At 63.3% G+C, this 15,783-nt stretch carries 15 protein-coding genes; 13 read left to right on the top strand and 2 right to left on the bottom strand.

The window, feature by feature from the left end:
- The first annotated feature begins 113 nt into the window (after positions 1 to 113).
- From XH96_RS00790 to XH96_RS00745, 10 genes are all read left to right on the top strand, one after another.
- Entirely contained in the window at positions 114 to 692 is a 579-nt protein-coding gene (locus XH96_RS00790; RefSeq protein WP_194390641.1) for an NADPH-dependent FMN reductase, read from the top strand.
- 6 nt (positions 693 to 698) lie between these two features.
- Positions 699 to 1,409 (top strand): orotidine-5'-phosphate decarboxylase, encoded by a 711-nt coding sequence (pyrF, locus tag XH96_RS00785; RefSeq protein WP_194390640.1) that lies wholly within the window; start codon positions 699 to 701, stop codon positions 1,407 to 1,409.
- 18 nt (positions 1,410 to 1,427) lie between these two features.
- Entirely contained in the window at positions 1,428 to 1,733 is a 306-nt protein-coding gene (locus tag XH96_RS00780) for a DUF1330 domain-containing protein (RefSeq protein ID WP_124162040.1), read from the top strand.
- A 385-nt stretch (positions 1,734 to 2,118) separates the two neighbouring features.
- Positions 2,119 to 3,420 carry a calcium-binding protein gene (locus XH96_RS00775; RefSeq protein ID WP_194390639.1) on the top strand — a complete coding sequence of 434 codons (1,302 nt, stop codon included), beginning with the start codon at positions 2,119 to 2,121 and terminating at the stop codon, positions 3,418 to 3,420.
- Positions 3,421 to 3,595: 175 nt separating this feature from the next.
- Complete coding sequence (locus XH96_RS00770; RefSeq protein ID WP_246789903.1) at positions 3,596 to 5,281, top strand: type I secretion system permease/ATPase; 1,686 nt, start codon at positions 3,596 to 3,598, stop codon at positions 5,279 to 5,281.
- On the top strand, positions 5,278 to 6,642 hold the full coding sequence (locus XH96_RS00765) for an HlyD family type I secretion periplasmic adaptor subunit (protein WP_246789902.1): 1,365 nt from the start codon (positions 5,278 to 5,280) through the stop codon (positions 6,640 to 6,642). The genes XH96_RS00770 and XH96_RS00765 overlap by 4 nt, the downstream gene beginning before the upstream one ends.
- Before the next feature lie 45 nt (positions 6,643 to 6,687).
- Complete coding sequence (locus tag XH96_RS00760; RefSeq protein WP_194390637.1) at positions 6,688 to 7,881, top strand: helix-turn-helix transcriptional regulator; 1,194 nt, start codon at positions 6,688 to 6,690, stop codon at positions 7,879 to 7,881.
- 40 nt (positions 7,882 to 7,921) lie between these two features.
- A complete protein-coding gene (locus XH96_RS00755) occupies positions 7,922 to 8,959 on the top strand; it encodes a M23 family metallopeptidase (protein WP_246789901.1) in 1,038 nt (345 codons plus the stop codon).
- 142 nt (positions 8,960 to 9,101) lie between these two features.
- Complete coding sequence (dapB, locus tag XH96_RS00750; RefSeq protein WP_194390636.1) at positions 9,102 to 9,917, top strand: 4-hydroxy-tetrahydrodipicolinate reductase; 816 nt, start codon at positions 9,102 to 9,104, stop codon at positions 9,915 to 9,917.
- Between the two features lie 22 nt (positions 9,918 to 9,939).
- Positions 9,940 to 10,563, top strand: coding sequence for a 2,3-bisphosphoglycerate-dependent phosphoglycerate mutase (locus XH96_RS00745; protein WP_194390635.1), 624 nt, complete (start codon positions 9,940 to 9,942; stop codon positions 10,561 to 10,563).
- 109 nt (positions 10,564 to 10,672) lie between these two features.
- On the opposite strand, the gene XH96_RS00740 is transcribed toward XH96_RS00745, so the two are convergent.
- On the bottom strand, positions 10,673 to 11,569 hold the full coding sequence (locus XH96_RS00740; protein ID WP_194390634.1) for a bifunctional helix-turn-helix domain-containing protein/methylated-DNA--[protein]-cysteine S-methyltransferase: 897 nt from the start codon (positions 11,567 to 11,569) through the stop codon (positions 10,673 to 10,675).
- Between the two features lie 54 nt (positions 11,570 to 11,623).
- Entirely contained in the window at positions 11,624 to 12,157 is a 534-nt protein-coding gene (locus XH96_RS00735; protein WP_194390633.1) for a DUF2244 domain-containing protein, read from the bottom strand.
- Between the two features lie 22 nt (positions 12,158 to 12,179).
- Here XH96_RS00735 and nth point away from each other — a divergent pair, with 22 nt between their 5' ends.
- Genes nth through XH96_RS00720 form a run of 3 tightly spaced genes read left to right on the top strand, consistent with a single transcriptional unit; the run spans position 12,180 to position 15,728 of the window.
- Complete coding sequence (gene nth / locus XH96_RS00730; protein ID WP_194390632.1) at positions 12,180 to 12,932, top strand: endonuclease III; 753 nt, start codon at positions 12,180 to 12,182, stop codon at positions 12,930 to 12,932.
- A gap of 53 nt (positions 12,933 to 12,985) precedes the next feature.
- Positions 12,986 to 14,113: an HlyD family secretion protein gene (locus tag XH96_RS00725; RefSeq protein ID WP_194390631.1), complete on the top strand. Its 1,128-nt coding sequence runs from the start codon at positions 12,986 to 12,988 to the stop codon at positions 14,111 to 14,113.
- Positions 14,100 to 15,728, top strand: a complete 1,629-nt coding sequence (locus XH96_RS00720; RefSeq protein WP_194390630.1) for an MFS transporter — start codon at positions 14,100 to 14,102, stop codon at positions 15,726 to 15,728. The genes XH96_RS00725 and XH96_RS00720 overlap by 14 nt, the downstream gene beginning before the upstream one ends.
- The last annotated feature ends 55 nt before the right edge of the window (positions 15,729 to 15,783 follow it).

Genomic DNA, 15,783 nt, shown 5'->3' with positions numbered 1-15,783 from the left:
GGTGGGGGTGTCCCCACGGCGGGGTTTCCCCAGTCGAGAAAGCCCCCTCCCGCCGCGCTTCGCGCGTCGACCTCCCCCGCAAGCGGGAGAGGTGAACGGAGTTCGCCGCCCGGATGTCCGCGCCCAGAATCCTGATTATTCCCGGCTCGCTGCGCACCGGCTCGCACAACGCGAAGCTGGCAGCGCTCGCCGCGTATGAATTCGCCCAGGCCGGCGTCGACGTCACCCGCATCTCGCTGGCCGATTTTCCGCTGCCGATCTACGACGGCGATCTCCAGGCCAAATCCGGAGTGCCCAAGCACGCCATCAATCTCAAGCGCATGATCGGCGCCCATCACGGCATCCTCATTGTCTCGCCCGAATACAACGCCTCGGTGCCGCCGCTGCTCAAGAACGCGATCGACTGGGTCAGCCGCGTGCACGAGCTGCACGAGGCGCGCGGCGAGGTGTTCCGCAACCGCGTCTTCGCGCTCGCCGGCGCCTCGCAGAGCCGCCTTGGCGCGGCCCGCGCGCTCCAGGCCTTGCGGCTGATCCTCTCCTCGTGCCACGCCAATGTGATTGCCAGCCAGCTCACGCTCGCCTTTGCCGACCAGGCCTATGACGATATGGACAGGCTGAAGAATGAGGGCGATATCGCCGCGTTGAAGGAGCTGGTAGCGCAGTTGATCGACGTTTCCCAACGCATGATGTGAAGTGACATGACGCCAGCCGAGATCGCCCCCAAGGACCGCCTGATCGTTCCGCTCGATGTGTCGAGCCCGGAGGCTGCGGAGGCGATGGTCGCAAGGCTCGGCGACAGCGTCACGTTCTACAAGATCGGCTACCAGCTCGCCTATGCCGGCGGCCTGCCGCTGATCGGCAAGCTCGCCGGCGAGGGCAAGAAGGTGTTTGCCGATCTCAAGATGCACGACATCGGCAACACCGTGATGCGCGGTGTCGAGAGTGTTGGCAGGCTGGGGGCGACCTTCCTCACCGTCCACGCCTATCCGCAGACCATGAAGGCGGCGGTCGAAGGGCGTGGCGGATCGGGTTTGAAGATTCTCGCGGTCACGGTGCTGACCTCGTACAATGACGACGACCTGCACGCGGCCGGATATCGGCTCGGCGTCTCCGATCTGGTCGAAGCGCGCGCACAGCAGGCACAGGTGCTTGGCATCGATGGACTCGTCTGCTCGCCGGAAGAGGTCGGTGCCTTGCGCAAGATCGTCGGCCATCAGATGAGCCTCGTCACGCCCGGCATCCGTCCGGCGGGCGCACCGACCGGCGACCAGAAGCGCGTCATGACGCCGGGTCGTGCGATCGCGGCGGGCGCCGACTATCTCGTCGTCGGACGGCCGATCCTCGAGGCCTCCGATCCCAAGGCGGCGGCCGACGCAATCCAGGCCGAGATCGTGCAAGCGCTCAGCTAATCAACAAGGGAGAGAACAATGGCAAAGGGCTACTGGATCGGGCGTGTCGATGTGAGCAGTGACGAGGGCTACAAGCCCTACGCCGTGGCCAACGGTCCGATCTTCAAGAAATGGGGCGGCCGCTTCGTCGTCCGCGCCGGCAAGTTCACCACCGTCGAAGGCGCCAGCCGCACCCGCAACGTCGTGATCGAATTCCCGGACTACGAGACCGCGCTCGCCTGCTACAACTCGCCGGAGTACCAGGCCAACATCAAGGTGCGCCAGCCGCACTCGGTCGCCGACCTCATCATCATCGAAGGCTATGACGGCCCGCAGCCGTCGTAAGAGGGAACGCCGCGGTCGTCTGCTACTCGTGAGTGTAGGCACCTGATCAGCGAGCGTCCTCGCCTGAGCCGCCGGCTCGCCAAATTGTGGCGAGATCGGCGGCGGGGCAAATCCCCGCCGGGTGCCGCCGAGCGGTTCCAGGACCTTGCCTGAAGGGGAGATTCGCCGTTCCACCTGCCCCCGTGGCGCCAATCACTCAGCATCTTCGCAACGATTCTTTTGTCCCCAAATGGGGATTGCGACGCTGCCCAATTTTCATTCAAGGTTGCTTTGCTCGAACTGTACAACAGGGACGATGGGAGGTCAGCCCAAGCAAGGCACCACGTCCCTCATCGGAGATCAGACTACCCGCATCACGAAAACCTTGAATCAAGGAGCGGAAGTCATGGCACTCATCAACGGAACGGCAGGCGACGACATCATTCCTGGAACAGCAGCTGACGACGAGATCAACGGGCTGGCGGGCAACGATACGATCACCGGGTTGGACGGCAACGACCTTGTGAGCGGAGGCGCGGGTGACGACAACATCGATGGCGGCGCTGGCAACGATACTCTGAATGGCAACGCTGGTGTGGATACGATCACCGGTGGCGACGGTGACGATACCATCAGCGGCGGTGCCGGAGACGACGATCTTTCGGGCAATGCTGGCCTCGACACGATCCACGGCAACGCAGGCAATGACACGATTGATGGTGGCCTGGGCAACGATCAGCTCTTTGGCGACGCAGGCGACGATTCCATAAGCGGCGGAGATGGCGATGATGCCATTCACGGCGGCGCTGGAGCCGACACCCTTTCGGGAGACGCGGGCAATGACACGCTGAGTGGCGATGCCGGCAATGACACCCTGAACGGCGGTCTCGGAAACGACACGTTGAACGGAGGTATCGGCGACGATGTCCTCAACGGCAACCAGGGCAATGACACGCTGAACGGCGGCCTCGGAAACGACACGCTGAACGGCGGCGCAGATGACGACGTCTTGAATGGCGGCGCTGGCAATGACACGCTGAACGGCGATGCTGGCAACGACACCATGCATGGAAACGCCGGAGCCGACCTTATGGATGGCGGTGCCGGTAACGACACGATGTTCGGCGACGCCGGAGACGACACCATGTCGGGCGGTGCCGGGGATGACACTGTGAATGGTGGTGACGGCGCGGACGAGCTCAGCGGCGGCACGGGCAATGATACGCTGAACGGCGACGCGGGCGACGATACGCTTGCCGGCGGCGACAACAACGATACGCTAAACGGCGGAGACGGAGCCGACACGCTCGCGGGCGGAAATGGCAACGATACGCTCGCCGGCGCCGCAGGCGATGACGAGCTGAATGGCGGTAACGGCAACGACGTCCTCAACGGAGGTACGGGAGACGACGTGCTGACAGGTGGTGCGGGCGCCGATACCTATAATTTCGGTGACAACACCGCCACCAACTTCGGCAATGACGAGATAACGGATTTCAGTCTCACCGATGGTGATCTGATACAAGTCGATGCTGCGCCGGGATTCGATCCGAACTCGATCGTCGTCGACGACGATGGCACCAATACTGTGCTCGACTTCGGCTTCGGAACGATTCAACTCGACGGCGTCACGGGAGGCGCTACGCCGTTCACGACGATCGACGACATCAATGTGGCTGCGGGAGCCACGGTCATCGAAGTCGTGTGAGGCGCGTTCGGCGGGGCGGCTACCGGTCCGCCCCGCCGTTGCACTTCTGCAATCTGTATTAGTCAGTCGGTAACGTTGCCTGCCGGTCATGTATTTGCGTCCGCCTGAGAGCCCCGCGACTGGTAAGAGATCGCTGCTCGGATTGATTCCGGGGCGGTCCGCAATCGTGTGGGTCGTGGCCTTCAGCATCTCGGTGAACCTGCTGCTTCTGGTCGTTCCGTTCTATTCGATCGAGGTGTTCGATCGAGTGATCAGCAGCGGTAGCGTTGAAACGCTCGTCGGTCTTACGATGATCGCTGCAGTGGCTCTCGTCTTTAGCGCCGCTTTCGATATCTTGCGTAACCGACTCCTCAGTCGGTTCGCAGTTGGCTTCGAGCGGTGCGTCGCACCAATTGTTCTCGAAGGCACCATCGTGGACTCGGCAAGTCGCGGCGACGGGAAGACGCACGATCTTGTCAAGGTCCGCGAGCTAAGGAACTTTCTGTCAAGCGGCACCGCTACAACGCTCATCGATGCGCCTTTCCTCCCTGCTTTCATTCTCATTCTATTCTTCCTCCACGCCTGGTACGGCGTCATCGCTCTGGTCGGGACGGCAATTCTGCTGGTGATGGGCATCATCAGCTGGCGGATCGCGCGCACCGAAATGGCCGACGCCTCGGGAGCCGCCTTGCGGACGCAGGCCGCCCTGGATGGGATCGTCCGAAATGCCAGTCTCGTGCGCGCGATGGGGTGGACTCTCGGCGCAGTTCGCGAATTCATGCGGCTCAACGATCACGCACTGTCGCCCGTTGTACGCGCCAGTGAACGTGTCTATGCGATTGGCGCTGCCGCGCGCATGGTCAGAACGATCCTGCAGATTGCCGCGATCGGAGCGGGCGCTTGGCTGGTGCTTCAAAATGAGGTGCTGTCGGGCAGCCTGATTGCCAGTTCACTCCTGGTCGCACGCACTCTCCAGCCCATGGAAAGCCTGATCTCGGCATGGCGCGCGCTCGCATCCGCGCAGGAGGCTTGGACGCAGGTCCAGGCCGCCGCCGCGCCGGTGTTAGCGCGGAACAGAAAGACCTTGCTTCCGATGCCGTCCGGCTGGCTGGTCATCGATCGCGTGGCTTACCGGCCCGCTGGAGCCAAACGCCCCATTCTCGCAGGTATAAGCTTTGAGTGCCGACCCTCACAAATTGTGGTTGTCATAGGTCCAACGGGGGCTGGAAAATCGACCCTGCTGCGGCTGATGGCGGCTCTCGAGCCGCCGAGTAGCGGCACGATCCGACTGGATCGCGCCGCACTCCACAATTGGGATTCCGATCAACTCGGCAAGTTCGTCGGATATCTTCCCCAGGACGTGCAGCTCGTTGGCGGCACCGTGGCAGAAGCGATCGCCGGATTTGACGAAAGCGCGCGCGACGAAGACATCACCGCGGCAGCGATGCTCGCGCAAGCGCATGACATGATCCTGTCCCTGCAATCTGGCTATCAGACCGAGATCGGGCGCGACGGCAGCAAGCTCTCGGGTGGCCAGCGCCAGCGGATTGGTCTTGCGCGAGCCTTCTACGGCGACCGCAAGTTGATGCTGCTGGACGAGCCGAATGCCAACCTCGACCCGGAGGGCGAGGAAGCGCTCTGCTCTGCGGCTTTGCAAGTCAAGGCGCGAGGCGCAACGCTGGTCATCGTGACCCACAGGCCCCGCCTCCTGACGATCGCAGATGCCGTACTGCTGCTCAGAGATGGCATGCAGCTCGCGTTTGGTCCGCCCGGCACGGTTCTGCCGCTCCGTCTATCTGACGTCACACCGATCCCAAAGCCGAACGACGTCCACCGCGAAGCAGAGTCCCGCGTGCTTAGAACCGGAGGAGCAGGCCGATGACGTCGCAAGACCATGGTCGCAACGTCGTAATGCCCCGCCAAGTGGTGACCGGCGATCGGTGGGCAGCATTCAGCGAACCACGCTCCGACATGCGGCGCATCGTGACGTGGGGGTGTGTGTTGCTCATTCTGCAGTTCTGCTGCATCGGCGTCTGGGCGACCACCGTTCCGCTCCGCAGCGCGGTCGTGGCGTCCGGCTTCATCAAAGTGCACTCGAAGCGCAAAGCTGTGCAGCATCTCGAGGGAGGTATCATAAAGTCCATCCTGGTCAGAGAAAATGATCATGTCCAGGCTGGTCAAGTTATTGCGCGGCTCGACACCACGCAGATCGAGGCGATGCTCGGCTCGCTTGAAACGAAGTTATTCGCGGACCTAGCGATGGAAGCGCGATTGACCGCTGAACAGGCCGGCAGAAAAGCAATACGATTTCCGGACGAACTGCGTACGAGCTCTGCTGCGGCCGCGGGCGTTGCCGTCCAAACCCAGCAAGCGGAATTTGCGGCGCGGTTGACCGCGATCGAGGGTGAGCGAAAGCAGATCAATCAGCAGATGCTGCAATCGGAGGATACTATTCGTGGCCTGCAGGGCGACACGAATGGGGCAGAGCAGCAACTTGCCCTTCTGAAGGAAGAAATCGCGGACACGAGCGCCTTGCTCGCGAAGGGCCTCGCGCGCAAGCCGCGTTTACTGGCTCTGCAACGAAGTCAGGCTGAAACGGAAGGGCAAATTGCCCGCAATGCAGCATCAATCTCGCAGGCACGAACAAAGATTGCCGAATTGGACGATAGGCGTCGGCAGTTGGAGTTGAATCAGAAGCGGGACATCGCCAAGCAGTTGCATGCCACCAGCGAAGAGATTGGCGATCTTCGACATCGAATTGCCGCGTTGCGCGATCAGCGTGTTCGATCCGAGTTGCGTGCACCTGAAAGTGGAAAGGTCGTCGGCCTCAACAGCAGGGACCTCAGTGCCGTGCTTGCACCTAGAGAAACTCTTCTGGAAATCGTCCCCCTCCAAGATCGGCTTGTCATCGAGGCAACGCTGAAGCCGACGGATCGGCAAGAGGTTTACGTGGGGCAGAGCGCACGTGTGCGTGTCCTCGCGTTGAACATCCGGCGAATACCGATGCTGGATGCGAAGGTCGTTGCAGTTGCCGCAGATGCTCTGAATGACCCGAAGACGGGCGCGGCCACCTACATGGCGGAACTCGAGCTAGGTACCACAACGCAGACAGCATACTACCTTTCGTCGTTATTGCCCGGAATGCCCGTCGAGGTGTTCGTCGAGACGGGAGAAAGAACCTTTGCGGAGTACTTGCTGCAGCCTATGGTGCTGCGCATCCACCGCGCTTTCAGAGAGAGTTAGGCTGCTGGCGCAAAGCCGGCTGCATCGATATTGCGGGAGGAGTGCTTGCACGAGGATGGCAAGGTACTGCCCCACTGGCAGAACAAAGTTAGTTTCTACCGCACCGACAGCACACGCTCGACGATCGATGCCGAGGGTCTGGTCGAGCAATTTGCGAAGCCTGCCGACCAGAGCGTCGGCCACCTTACGATGGAGTATTTTGGTCGGGGGATTGCAAAGCTCCTCGAATGCCGCAGCTGCTATGTTGCAGCGGCGACGCATCGAGCTTCCGGTCAGCAACTGCTACAGGCGCGGATCGGGCAAGCGACCATCGATCATTCGTGTGCGGCCATGGTAGCGCGAATTGCTCGCAAGGGCGCTAGTACAGGTTGTACGCTGCTCGAACCCGTCCATCTGCGTACGACTTTCGTGCGAAAGCTGATCGGACCCGAGCCGGATTTGAAAGGTCATTCTGTGATAGGGAGGTTCGCCGCTTGCGACGGCGTAACCGTCGTCTTTGTCGCGGGATGGCGTCAAGCGGGACTCACCCGGGCTGAGGTTCCATGCCTGGTGCGCGCGGTGCGTGCGATCTGGGAGACTGCGCACGATCTGGCGCGATCGCAGCAACGCCAACAAGATGCGGCGGCCTGGCTTGGAGTCTTGGCATTTCCTGCCCTCATCGTTGACGAAGGGCTTCGCGTTCACGAGATCAACGGCAGCGCGCAATCGCTGATGGCCAAGGGCGAACTCCTCAAGGTGAATGGAGACAAGTTGGCCGGGCATAACAGTTCGGTGACGGCCGCTTTGAGGGAGGCGATACGCGAATCCCTGAGTTCACGCCCCGATCGGGAGTGGCTGGATACAACCGTGGCTCTTTCAACCGAGCGCGAGCGGTTTGCCTTTGCCAGAATCGGAGCTGCGCCGCCGCCTTTTGATCCCCGAAAAGCGCTTGTCATCGTGCCGCAATTCGACGAGGTATCGGGAGCGCGCCGTATTGCCGCGGCTTTCGGCTTGAATTTCGCGGAAGAGCGGATTGTCACTCGGATCCTTCAAGGCAAGTGTCCGCGAAAGGTCGGTGCTGAGCTCCGGCTAACCGAAGCGACAGTGAGAACCTACACCAAGCGCATAATGCTCAAATTGGGTATCAACCGGCAATCCGAGTTCTTCGTGCTTCATCATCTCACGCAATCGCCGTTCGGCTCGAGCCTGCGCGAGAAGTCGGTCTGCCGCCTTGCGTCCGCCTCTCGGTTGAGCGAATAGGTGCAATATTGGAAGGGCTTGATCGACGGCTTCAAGATCGATGTTCTGGGCGTTCAAGATGACACCAACTCGTCCGCTCGCAGCAATCTCTTCCCCTATTTCGCCCGTGATTGTGGCTCTTGTGCTCGCAGGCCCCGGAAATGCCCTTGCCGAGCGCATCCAATTGGGGATTCCGATCGCCTGCGAGCCCGGCAGGACGTGCTACATTCAGAACTATACGGATCGGGACCCGTCCCCGGCAGCAAGGGACTACAAGTGTGGCACGCTGACATACGATGGACACAACGGAACTGACTTTCGGCTCCCCTCGCTGCAGGCGCAACGGGTTGGCGTCGACGTTCTCGCGGCCGCCAAGGGACGCGTCGTTCGAACTCGTGAAAATCTGCCGGACGGTGCGTTTCAGAAAGCCGCGCGTGATGCTGTTCGTGATGTCGAATGTGGCAATGGAGTCTTAGTCGAACACGAAGACCATTGGGAAACGCAATATTGTCATTTGGCAACGGGCAGCCTTCGGGTGAAGCTCGGCGACTCCGTAACACGAGGGCAGCCGCTCGGCCGAGTAGGCCTATCGGGTTTGACCGAGTATCCTCACCTCCACTTCACGGTCCGACACAACGGTTCGATCATAGATCCCTTCGCCTACGGCTCGGATTCCTGCGGCGCAGGAGAGATGCTCTGGGATCCCGCACTACAGGCGCCGCTCCGCTATCAGGAACGGGCCGTTCTGAACACGGGTTTTGCGACTGCCCCGGTGACGATGGAATCCATCGAAGATGGAGGAGTGGACGCGGAATTGCCTTCGGCGACCTCGTCGGCAATTGTCGCTTTTGTCCGGATCATCGGTTTGAAATCGGGCGACCTTCAGCGGCTTGTCGTCAGCAGTCCCTCTGGCAAGGTAATTGCCGAAAACAACGCTGCGCCCGTCGAGCACAATAAGGCTCAGGCTTTTCTATTCACGGGTCGAAAGCGCCCTGCCAATGGCTGGGATCCGGGCACCTACCAAGCGGAATATACTGTTGAGCACGCTGGCCAAGTCGTGCTGAGAGAGTTCTGGGAACTCCCGCTTCAATCGCATTGATCTAGGACGTTTTTCCATTGCTCTGCGGAGAGCCCGCGATTGCCCATCCGCTGTTAAGACCTCCTCGTCCGCGCATCCCGACAGTTCCATCGGTTGCCCAAACCGCCGGCGACCGGTATAGGGCCATGGAAAGGAACACACCATGTCCGACATGCGCTTGATTGTTGCAGGAGCCGGCGGCCGGATGGGCCGGGCGCTGGTGCGGGCGATTGCCGAAAGCGATGGCGCGGTGCTGGCGGGCGCGCTGGAGGCGCCGGGCTCGGAGCTGCTCGGCAAGGATGCCGGCGTGCTCGCCGGCCTGCCGGCCAACGGCATCAAGCTGTCCGCCGATCTCTGGGCGATGTGCAAGGAGGCCGACGGCATCCTCGATTTCACCGTGCCTGCCGCGACCATCGCCAATGTCGCGATCGCCGCCGAGCGCGGCATCGTCCACGTCATCGGCACGACCGGGCTGTCGGCCTCAGACAATGCCGTGATCAAGAGCGTCACCAATCGCGCCGTCGTGGTGCAGTCGGGCAATATGAGCCTCGGCGTCAACCTGCTCGCCGCCGTGGTCAAGCGCGTGGCCAAGGCGCTCGACCAGAGCTTCGACATCGAGATCGTCGAAACCCATCACCGCATGAAGGTCGACGCGCCCTCGGGCACGGCGCTGATGCTGGGCCAGGCCGCAGCCGGCGGCCGCGGCGTCACCCTCGACGACCATTCCGAGCGCGGGCGCGACGGCATCACCGGCGCGCGCAAGCCGGGCAATATCGGTTTCGCCTCCCTGCGCGGCGGGACCGTCGCCGGCGACCACAGCGTCACCTTCCTCGGCCCGTTCGAGCGGCTGACGCTGTCGCATCAGGCCGAGGACCGCATGCTGTTCGCCCATGGCGCGCTGAAGGCGGCGCTATGGGCGCACGGCAAGAAGCCGGGGCATTACTCGATGGCCGACGTGCTCGGCCTCGCCGATTTCTGATTGAGCAAACGGAAAGCAGTCAATGAGCGAACGTCTTCTCGTGCTCGTGCGCCACGGCCAGAGCGAATGGAATCTGAAGAACCTGTTCACGGGCTGGAAGGACCCCGATCTCACCGAGCTCGGTGTGAACGAAGCCAGGGAAGCCGGCCGCAAGCTGAAGGCACAGGGTCTGGTGTTCGACGTCGCCTTCACCTCGGTCCTGACGCGCGCGCAGCACACGCTGGATCTCATCCTCGCCGAGCTCGGTCAGACCGGTCTGCCGACCTCGAAGAACCTCGCGTTGAACGAGCGCGATTACGGCGATCTCTCCGGTCTCAACAAGGACGATGCGCGCAAGAAATGGGGCGAGGAGCAGGTGCTGATCTGGCGCCGCTCCTACGACGTGCCGCCGCCCGGCGGCGAAAGCCTGAAGGACACGCTCGCTCGCGCGCTGCCCTATTACGTGCAGGAGATCCTGCCCGCCGTGCTCAACGGCAAGCGCACCCTGGTTGCCGCCCACGGCAACTCGCTGCGCGCGCTGATCATGGTGCTGGAGAAGCTCTCGCCCGAGGGCATTTTGAAGCGCGAGCTCGCCACCGGCGTGCCGATCATCTACCGGCTCAATGCGGATTCGACGGTGGCCTCGAAGCTGGACCTGGCGGGCTGACGAAGGTCTCGTGGGGTGGGCAAAGGCGCATAGCGCCGTGCCCACCTTTCTTCCGCAATCAGTGAGAATGGTGGGCACGCTTCACTTTGCCCACCCTGCGAAGTCTTGCCTACTGCATCCCCAGCTGCCCGGCTTCCCAGCCCAGCATCGCTTGTTTCCGCGTGATGCCCCAATGATAGCCGGTGAGCGTGCCGCTCTTGCCGAGTGCACGGTGGCAGGGCACGACAAAGGAGACCGGGTTCTTGCCGACGGCAGCACCGACGGCGCGCGAGGCCTTCGGACTCTTGATGTTGCAGGCGATGTCGGAATAGGACACCGCGCGTCCCATCGGAATTTTCAACAGCGTCTCCCACACCCGTACCTCGAAATCGGTGCCGATCAGGACCACGCGCAGCGGCTGGTCCGGTCGCCACAGCTTGGGGTCGAACACGCGCGCTGCGAGCGGCGCGGTGCCTTCGTGATCTTCCACATAGGTGGCGTTCGGCCAGCGCCGCGTCATGTCGGCGAGTGCGATCTTCTCCTCGCCGTGATCGGCGAAGGCAAGTCCTGACAGGCCGCGATCGGTGGCGATCACGATCGCGGTGCCGAATGGCGAGGAATGGAAGCCGTAGCGCAGGGTGAGACCGGCACCGCCGTTCTTCCATTCGCCCGGCGACATCGCTTCGTGGGTGACGAAGAGATCGTGCAGCCGGCCCGGGCCCGACAGGCCGGAGTCGAGCGCCGCGTCGAGGATGCTGGCGGAATCCCTGAGCAGGTTCTTGGCGTGGTCGAGAGTGAGCGCCTGCATGAAGGCCTTCGGTGTGATCGAAGCCCAGCGGCGGAACAGATGGTGCAGCTCGTCCGGCGTGACGCCGGCGGCATCCGCCATTGCCTCGATGGTCGGCTGCGCGCGCCAGTTCGCCGAGATGAAGGCGATCGCCCGGCGCACCGAATCATAGTCGCGCAACGCCGCGTTCTGGGTGCCCGGCTTGGCCAGGCGCTGGTCATGTATCGCGAGGGTCATCATGGCCGGAAATGTAGGAGAAGGAGTGGCTCGAAACCACCCGATTTCCGACTGTGCTCAGGTCACCGGATTATAGGTCGGGCCACGCCGGGCGGCGTTCAGGGCTCCAACCAACGCATTGTAAAAGCTTGCTTTTTCCTCAGGCCCGAGAAACCCGGCGATGAGCAGCCGGCGGCCGCGCGAGATCAGATAGAGGTGCTCGATGCCGTATTCCTCGTCGACCTCCTGGTCGAGCCGGACCCAGAGCGGGTTGAAGGTCCATTCGGCAACCTGGCCACGATGGCTGACGCGACGCACGCGCAGTTCCGACGGTGTCACCACGATCTCCTCGCTGGCCCGCGCCGCGCGGAAATTGACCTTGAAGGCCCACCAGATCACCAGCACGTCGAGACCGAAAAAGCCGAACACCGGCCAGGCGCCCATCATCAGGAAGGCGAGGCCGGTGACGAAGCTGACGACGCTCAGGAACAGCATCACGGCGAGGAAGCCGGTGCGGTTCAGCGAGCGGTGCGGCGTCAGCAGCGCGGAGAAAATCTGAGGCTCATCCTCGCTTTCAGATCGTGCGCGCTCAATTTCGTTGCCTGTGCTCATCGTCCATCAGTATATCCTGATCATGGCGAAAATCACCCGCAAGCCGGCTCCGCGCAAAGCGGCGGTGCCGAAGAAAAAGGCAAAGCCGGTCGCGACCAAACCGAAGGCGCCCGCGAAGAAATCGCTCAAAGCCATGAAGCCCTGGACGCCGGCCGAGGTCCATGAGGTCTTCAGCCGTTTCCGCAAGGCCAATCCGGAGCCGAAGGGCGAGCTCGAGCACGTCAATCCGTTCACGCTGCTGGTCGCGGTGGTGCTGTCGGCGCAGGCGACCGACGCCGGCGTCAACAAGGCGACGCGCGCCTTGTTCGAGGTCGCCGACACCCCGCAGAAGATGCTCGATCTCGGCGAGGAGCGTCTGCGCGATTACATCAAGACCATCGGCCTCTACCGCACCAAGGCGAAGAACGTGATCGCGCTGTCGGCGAAGCTGCTCAGCGAATTCGGCGGCCAGGTGCCGCGCACGCGTGCCGAGATCGAATCGCTGCCCGGCGCCGGGCGCAAGACTGCGAACGTCGTGCTCAACATGGCCTTCGGCGAGCACACCATGGCAGTCGACACGCATGTCTTCCGCGTCGGTAACCGCACCGGACTTGCGCCCGGCAAGACGCCTCTCGAGGTCGAGCTCGGTCTCGAAAAGGTCATCCCGGCAGAGTTCATGCTGCATGCCCATCATTGGTTGATCCTGCACGGGCGCTATACCTGCCTTGCGCGCAAGCCGCGCTGCGAGGTGTGCCTGATCAACGATCTCTGCCGGTGGCCGGAGAAGACGGTGTGATCTAATGATAAGGCGGGATTTGTGTTTTGGCAGCGCCGGGTTGAGGTGATCTCGTGAGTCAACAAGAACAGAACGCACCACCCGCATCACCGGCCCCACCGCCGAAGCCGACGCAGCGGCCGGCCACGCCGCTCTGGAGCCGGCTCGCGATCCCGCTGTTTGCGGTCATCGTCGCGCTCGCCTTCGTCGCGCTGGCGACGCTGCGCTTCGACGAATGGGTCGGCAATGCCGTGATCCAGACCACCAATGACGCCTATGTACGCGCCGAGCTGACGCGGCTGTCGAGCCGCGTCTCGGGCGAGGTGCTCAGCGTGGGGGTCACCGATTTCCAGCGCGTCAAGGCCGGCGACCTCCTGATCCAGATCGATCCCGCCGATTACGAGGCGCAAGTCGCGCAGGCCGAAGCTGCGGTCGCCGCGGCGCAAGCCGCGCTCGACAATCTCGCCAACCAGATCGAGCTGCAATATGCGACGATCGCGCAGGCGCAGGCCGCGCGGCTGTCTGCGGAGGCCATGGAGGTCGAGGCGCGGCAGGAGCAGGAGCGCCAGCAATCGCTGTCGCAGACCGAGTCCGGCACGCGCCAGCGCCTCGAGCAGGCGGTCGCCGCCTACGCCAAGGCACAGGCCGACGTGCGCGCGAGCCGCGCCGTGATCGCGGCCCAGCAGCACCAACTCGAAGTCCTGCAAGGCACCAGGAAGCAGCGCGCCGCCGATGTCGAGGCGGCCAAGGCGACGCTGGCGGGTACGAAGCTCAAGCTTGGATACACGAAGATCACCGCGCCGTTCGACGGCGTTGTCGGCGAGCGCCAGGTGCAGCCCGGCGATTACGTCAATATCGGCACCAACCTCATCAACGTGGTGCCGCTGCCCAAGGTCTATGTGATCGCGAACTACAAGGAGACCCAGCTCACGCACGTGGCGCCGGGCCAGCCGGTCGAGATCACCGTCGACAGTTTTCCGCGCGAGAAGCTGCGCGGCCGGGTCGAGCGCATTGCGCCGGCGACGGGTGCACAGGTGGCGCTGCTGCCGCCCGACAACGCAACAGGCAATTTCACGAAGGTGGTGCAGCGCATTCCCGTGCGCATTCAGTTCGATGACGACCAGCCGCTGCTGGCGCGGCTGGTGCCGGGCATGTCGGTGGTCACCAGCATCGATACGAAGGCCGCGAATGGCCGAAAATGACGATGCCAGCCGCGAACCGCTCTCGCGCGGCGGCGTCGCGCCGCAGCCCCTGTTCGCCGTCGCGGCGGTGCTGCTCGGCTCGTTCCTTGCCAATTTCGACAGCCGGCTGACCACGGTCGGCCTGCCGGACCTGCGCGGCGCGTTCTCGCTCGGCTTCGACGAGGGCGCCTGGCTCTCGACCGCCGGCATCGGCTCGCAGATCTTCATCGCGCCTGCGGTGGCCTGGCTTGCCACGGTGTTCGGCCTGCGCCGCGTGCTCGGCATCCCCAGCCTCATCTATGCCGCCGTCTCGTTCATCATTCCGTTCGTGCACGACTATCCGACATTGCTCGCGCTCAGCGTCGTGCATGGTCTCCTGCTCGGCACCTTCGTGCCGGCGACGCTGATGATCGTGTTCCGCAATCTGCCGATCCGCTGGTGGCTGCCGGCGATCTCGATCTATGCGATCCGCGTCGGCTTCGCGTTGGACACCTCGACCTCGCTGGTCGGCTTCTATGTCGACCATCTCGGCTGGCAATGGATGTACTGGCAGGGCGTCGTGATCGCGCCCTTGATGGGCCTGATGGTCTATCTGGGCACGCCGAACGAGCCGGTGAACCGCGCGCTGCTGCGCGAGGCCGATTGGGGCGGCATGCTGCTGCTCGGCGCCTCGGTGTCGATGATCTATGCGGGGCTTGACCAGGGCAACCGGCTGGACTGGCTCGGCTCCGGCACGGTGATGGCACTGCTCGCCGCGGGCGCGGTGCTGTTTCTGGCCTTCCTCCTCAACGAGTCCCTGGTGCGGCAGCCCTGGGCACATGTCAACGTGCTGTTCTCGCGCAACATCGGCCTGGGACTGGTCCTGATCCTGCTCTACACGCTGACCAGCCTGTCCAATGCGTCGCTGGTGCCGAACTTCCTCGCCACCATCGCACTGCTCAGGCCGGAGCAGAGCGGCATGCTGCTGCTCACCTTTGGTGCCTTGCCGATGTTCGTGCTGGTGCCGGTCTCGATCTGGCTGCTGCGGCATTTCGATACGCGGACGGTGATCGTCGTGGGCTTTGCCTGCTTCGCCGCGGCCAATCTCTGGGGCACGCAACTCAGCCACGACTGGGCGCGCGAGGACTTCGCCGGCATCGTGCTGCTCCAGGCGATTGGGCAGTCGCTGACCCTGCTGCCGCTGATCATCACGCTGCTCTCCAACGCCGACCCGAGCCGCGCCACCTCCTTTGCCGCCTATATCCAGGTCATGCGGCTCGGCGGCGCCGAGATCGGCGTGGCGCTGATGGGCACCTGGCTGCGCGTGCGCGAGCAGGTCCATTCCTTCTATCTCGGCCAGAACCTTGCGGTCGGCGATGCCGACGTGGTGCAGAGGCTGAAGCAGCTCGCCGATCACTTCGCCGCCCATGGCACAGGATCGGCACAGCCGCGCGCGGTCGGCACGCTCGCGGGCATCGTGCAGCGCGAGGCCAATGTGCTCGCCTATATCGACGGCTTCTGGCTCTGCTTCTGGCTCGCGATAGCCGCGCTGGCAGTCGTCGCGCTGGTCACGCGCGCGCCGACGGGTCCCTTCACGCCGGCGCCGTTCGGCTTCGCCAGGATGCTGCTGCGAAAGTGTGGTGTGCGGGCCGCCTGAACGGCGTGGTGGTTGGTTCGTTCGCTCGCGCGAGGCGGGTGGTCACCTCTCCCGC

The organism is Bradyrhizobium sp. CCBAU 51765 (assembly GCF_015291725.1).
Classification (GTDB): Bacteria; Pseudomonadota; Alphaproteobacteria; order Rhizobiales; family Xanthobacteraceae; genus Bradyrhizobium; species Bradyrhizobium liaoningense.
This window is presented reverse-complemented; position numbering and strand designations above follow the sequence as displayed.

Bases quoted from the DNA above. Each gene is read 5' to 3' on its own strand.
- XH96_RS00790 (WP_194390641.1), top strand. From the start codon at position 114: ATGTCCGCGCCCAGAATCCTGATTATTCCCGGCTCGCTGCGCACCGGC.
- pyrF (WP_194390640.1), top strand. From the start codon at position 699: ATGACGCCAGCCGAGATCGCCCCCAAGGACCGCCTGATCGTTCCGCTC.
- XH96_RS00780 (WP_124162040.1), top strand. From the start codon at position 1,428: ATGGCAAAGGGCTACTGGATCGGGCGTGTCGATGTGAGCAGTGACGAG.
- XH96_RS00775 (WP_194390639.1), top strand. From the start codon at position 2,119: ATGGCACTCATCAACGGAACGGCAGGCGACGACATCATTCCTGGAACA.
- XH96_RS00765 (WP_246789902.1), top strand. From the start codon at position 5,278: ATGACGTCGCAAGACCATGGTCGCAACGTCGTAATGCCCCGCCAAGTG.
- XH96_RS00755 (WP_246789901.1), top strand. From the start codon at position 7,922: ATGTTCTGGGCGTTCAAGATGACACCAACTCGTCCGCTCGCAGCAATC.
- dapB (WP_194390636.1), top strand. From the start codon at position 9,102: ATGTCCGACATGCGCTTGATTGTTGCAGGAGCCGGCGGCCGGATGGGC.
- XH96_RS00745 (WP_194390635.1), top strand. From the start codon at position 9,940: ATGAGCGAACGTCTTCTCGTGCTCGTGCGCCACGGCCAGAGCGAATGG.
- XH96_RS00740 (WP_194390634.1), bottom strand. From the start codon at position 11,569: ATGATGACCCTCGCGATACATGACCAGCGCCTGGCCAAGCCGGGCACC.
- XH96_RS00735 (WP_194390633.1), bottom strand. From the start codon at position 12,157: ATGAGCACAGGCAACGAAATTGAGCGCGCACGATCTGAAAGCGAGGAT.
- nth (WP_194390632.1), top strand. From the start codon at position 12,180: ATGGCGAAAATCACCCGCAAGCCGGCTCCGCGCAAAGCGGCGGTGCCG.
- XH96_RS00720 (WP_194390630.1), top strand. From the start codon at position 14,100: ATGGCCGAAAATGACGATGCCAGCCGCGAACCGCTCTCGCGCGGCGGC.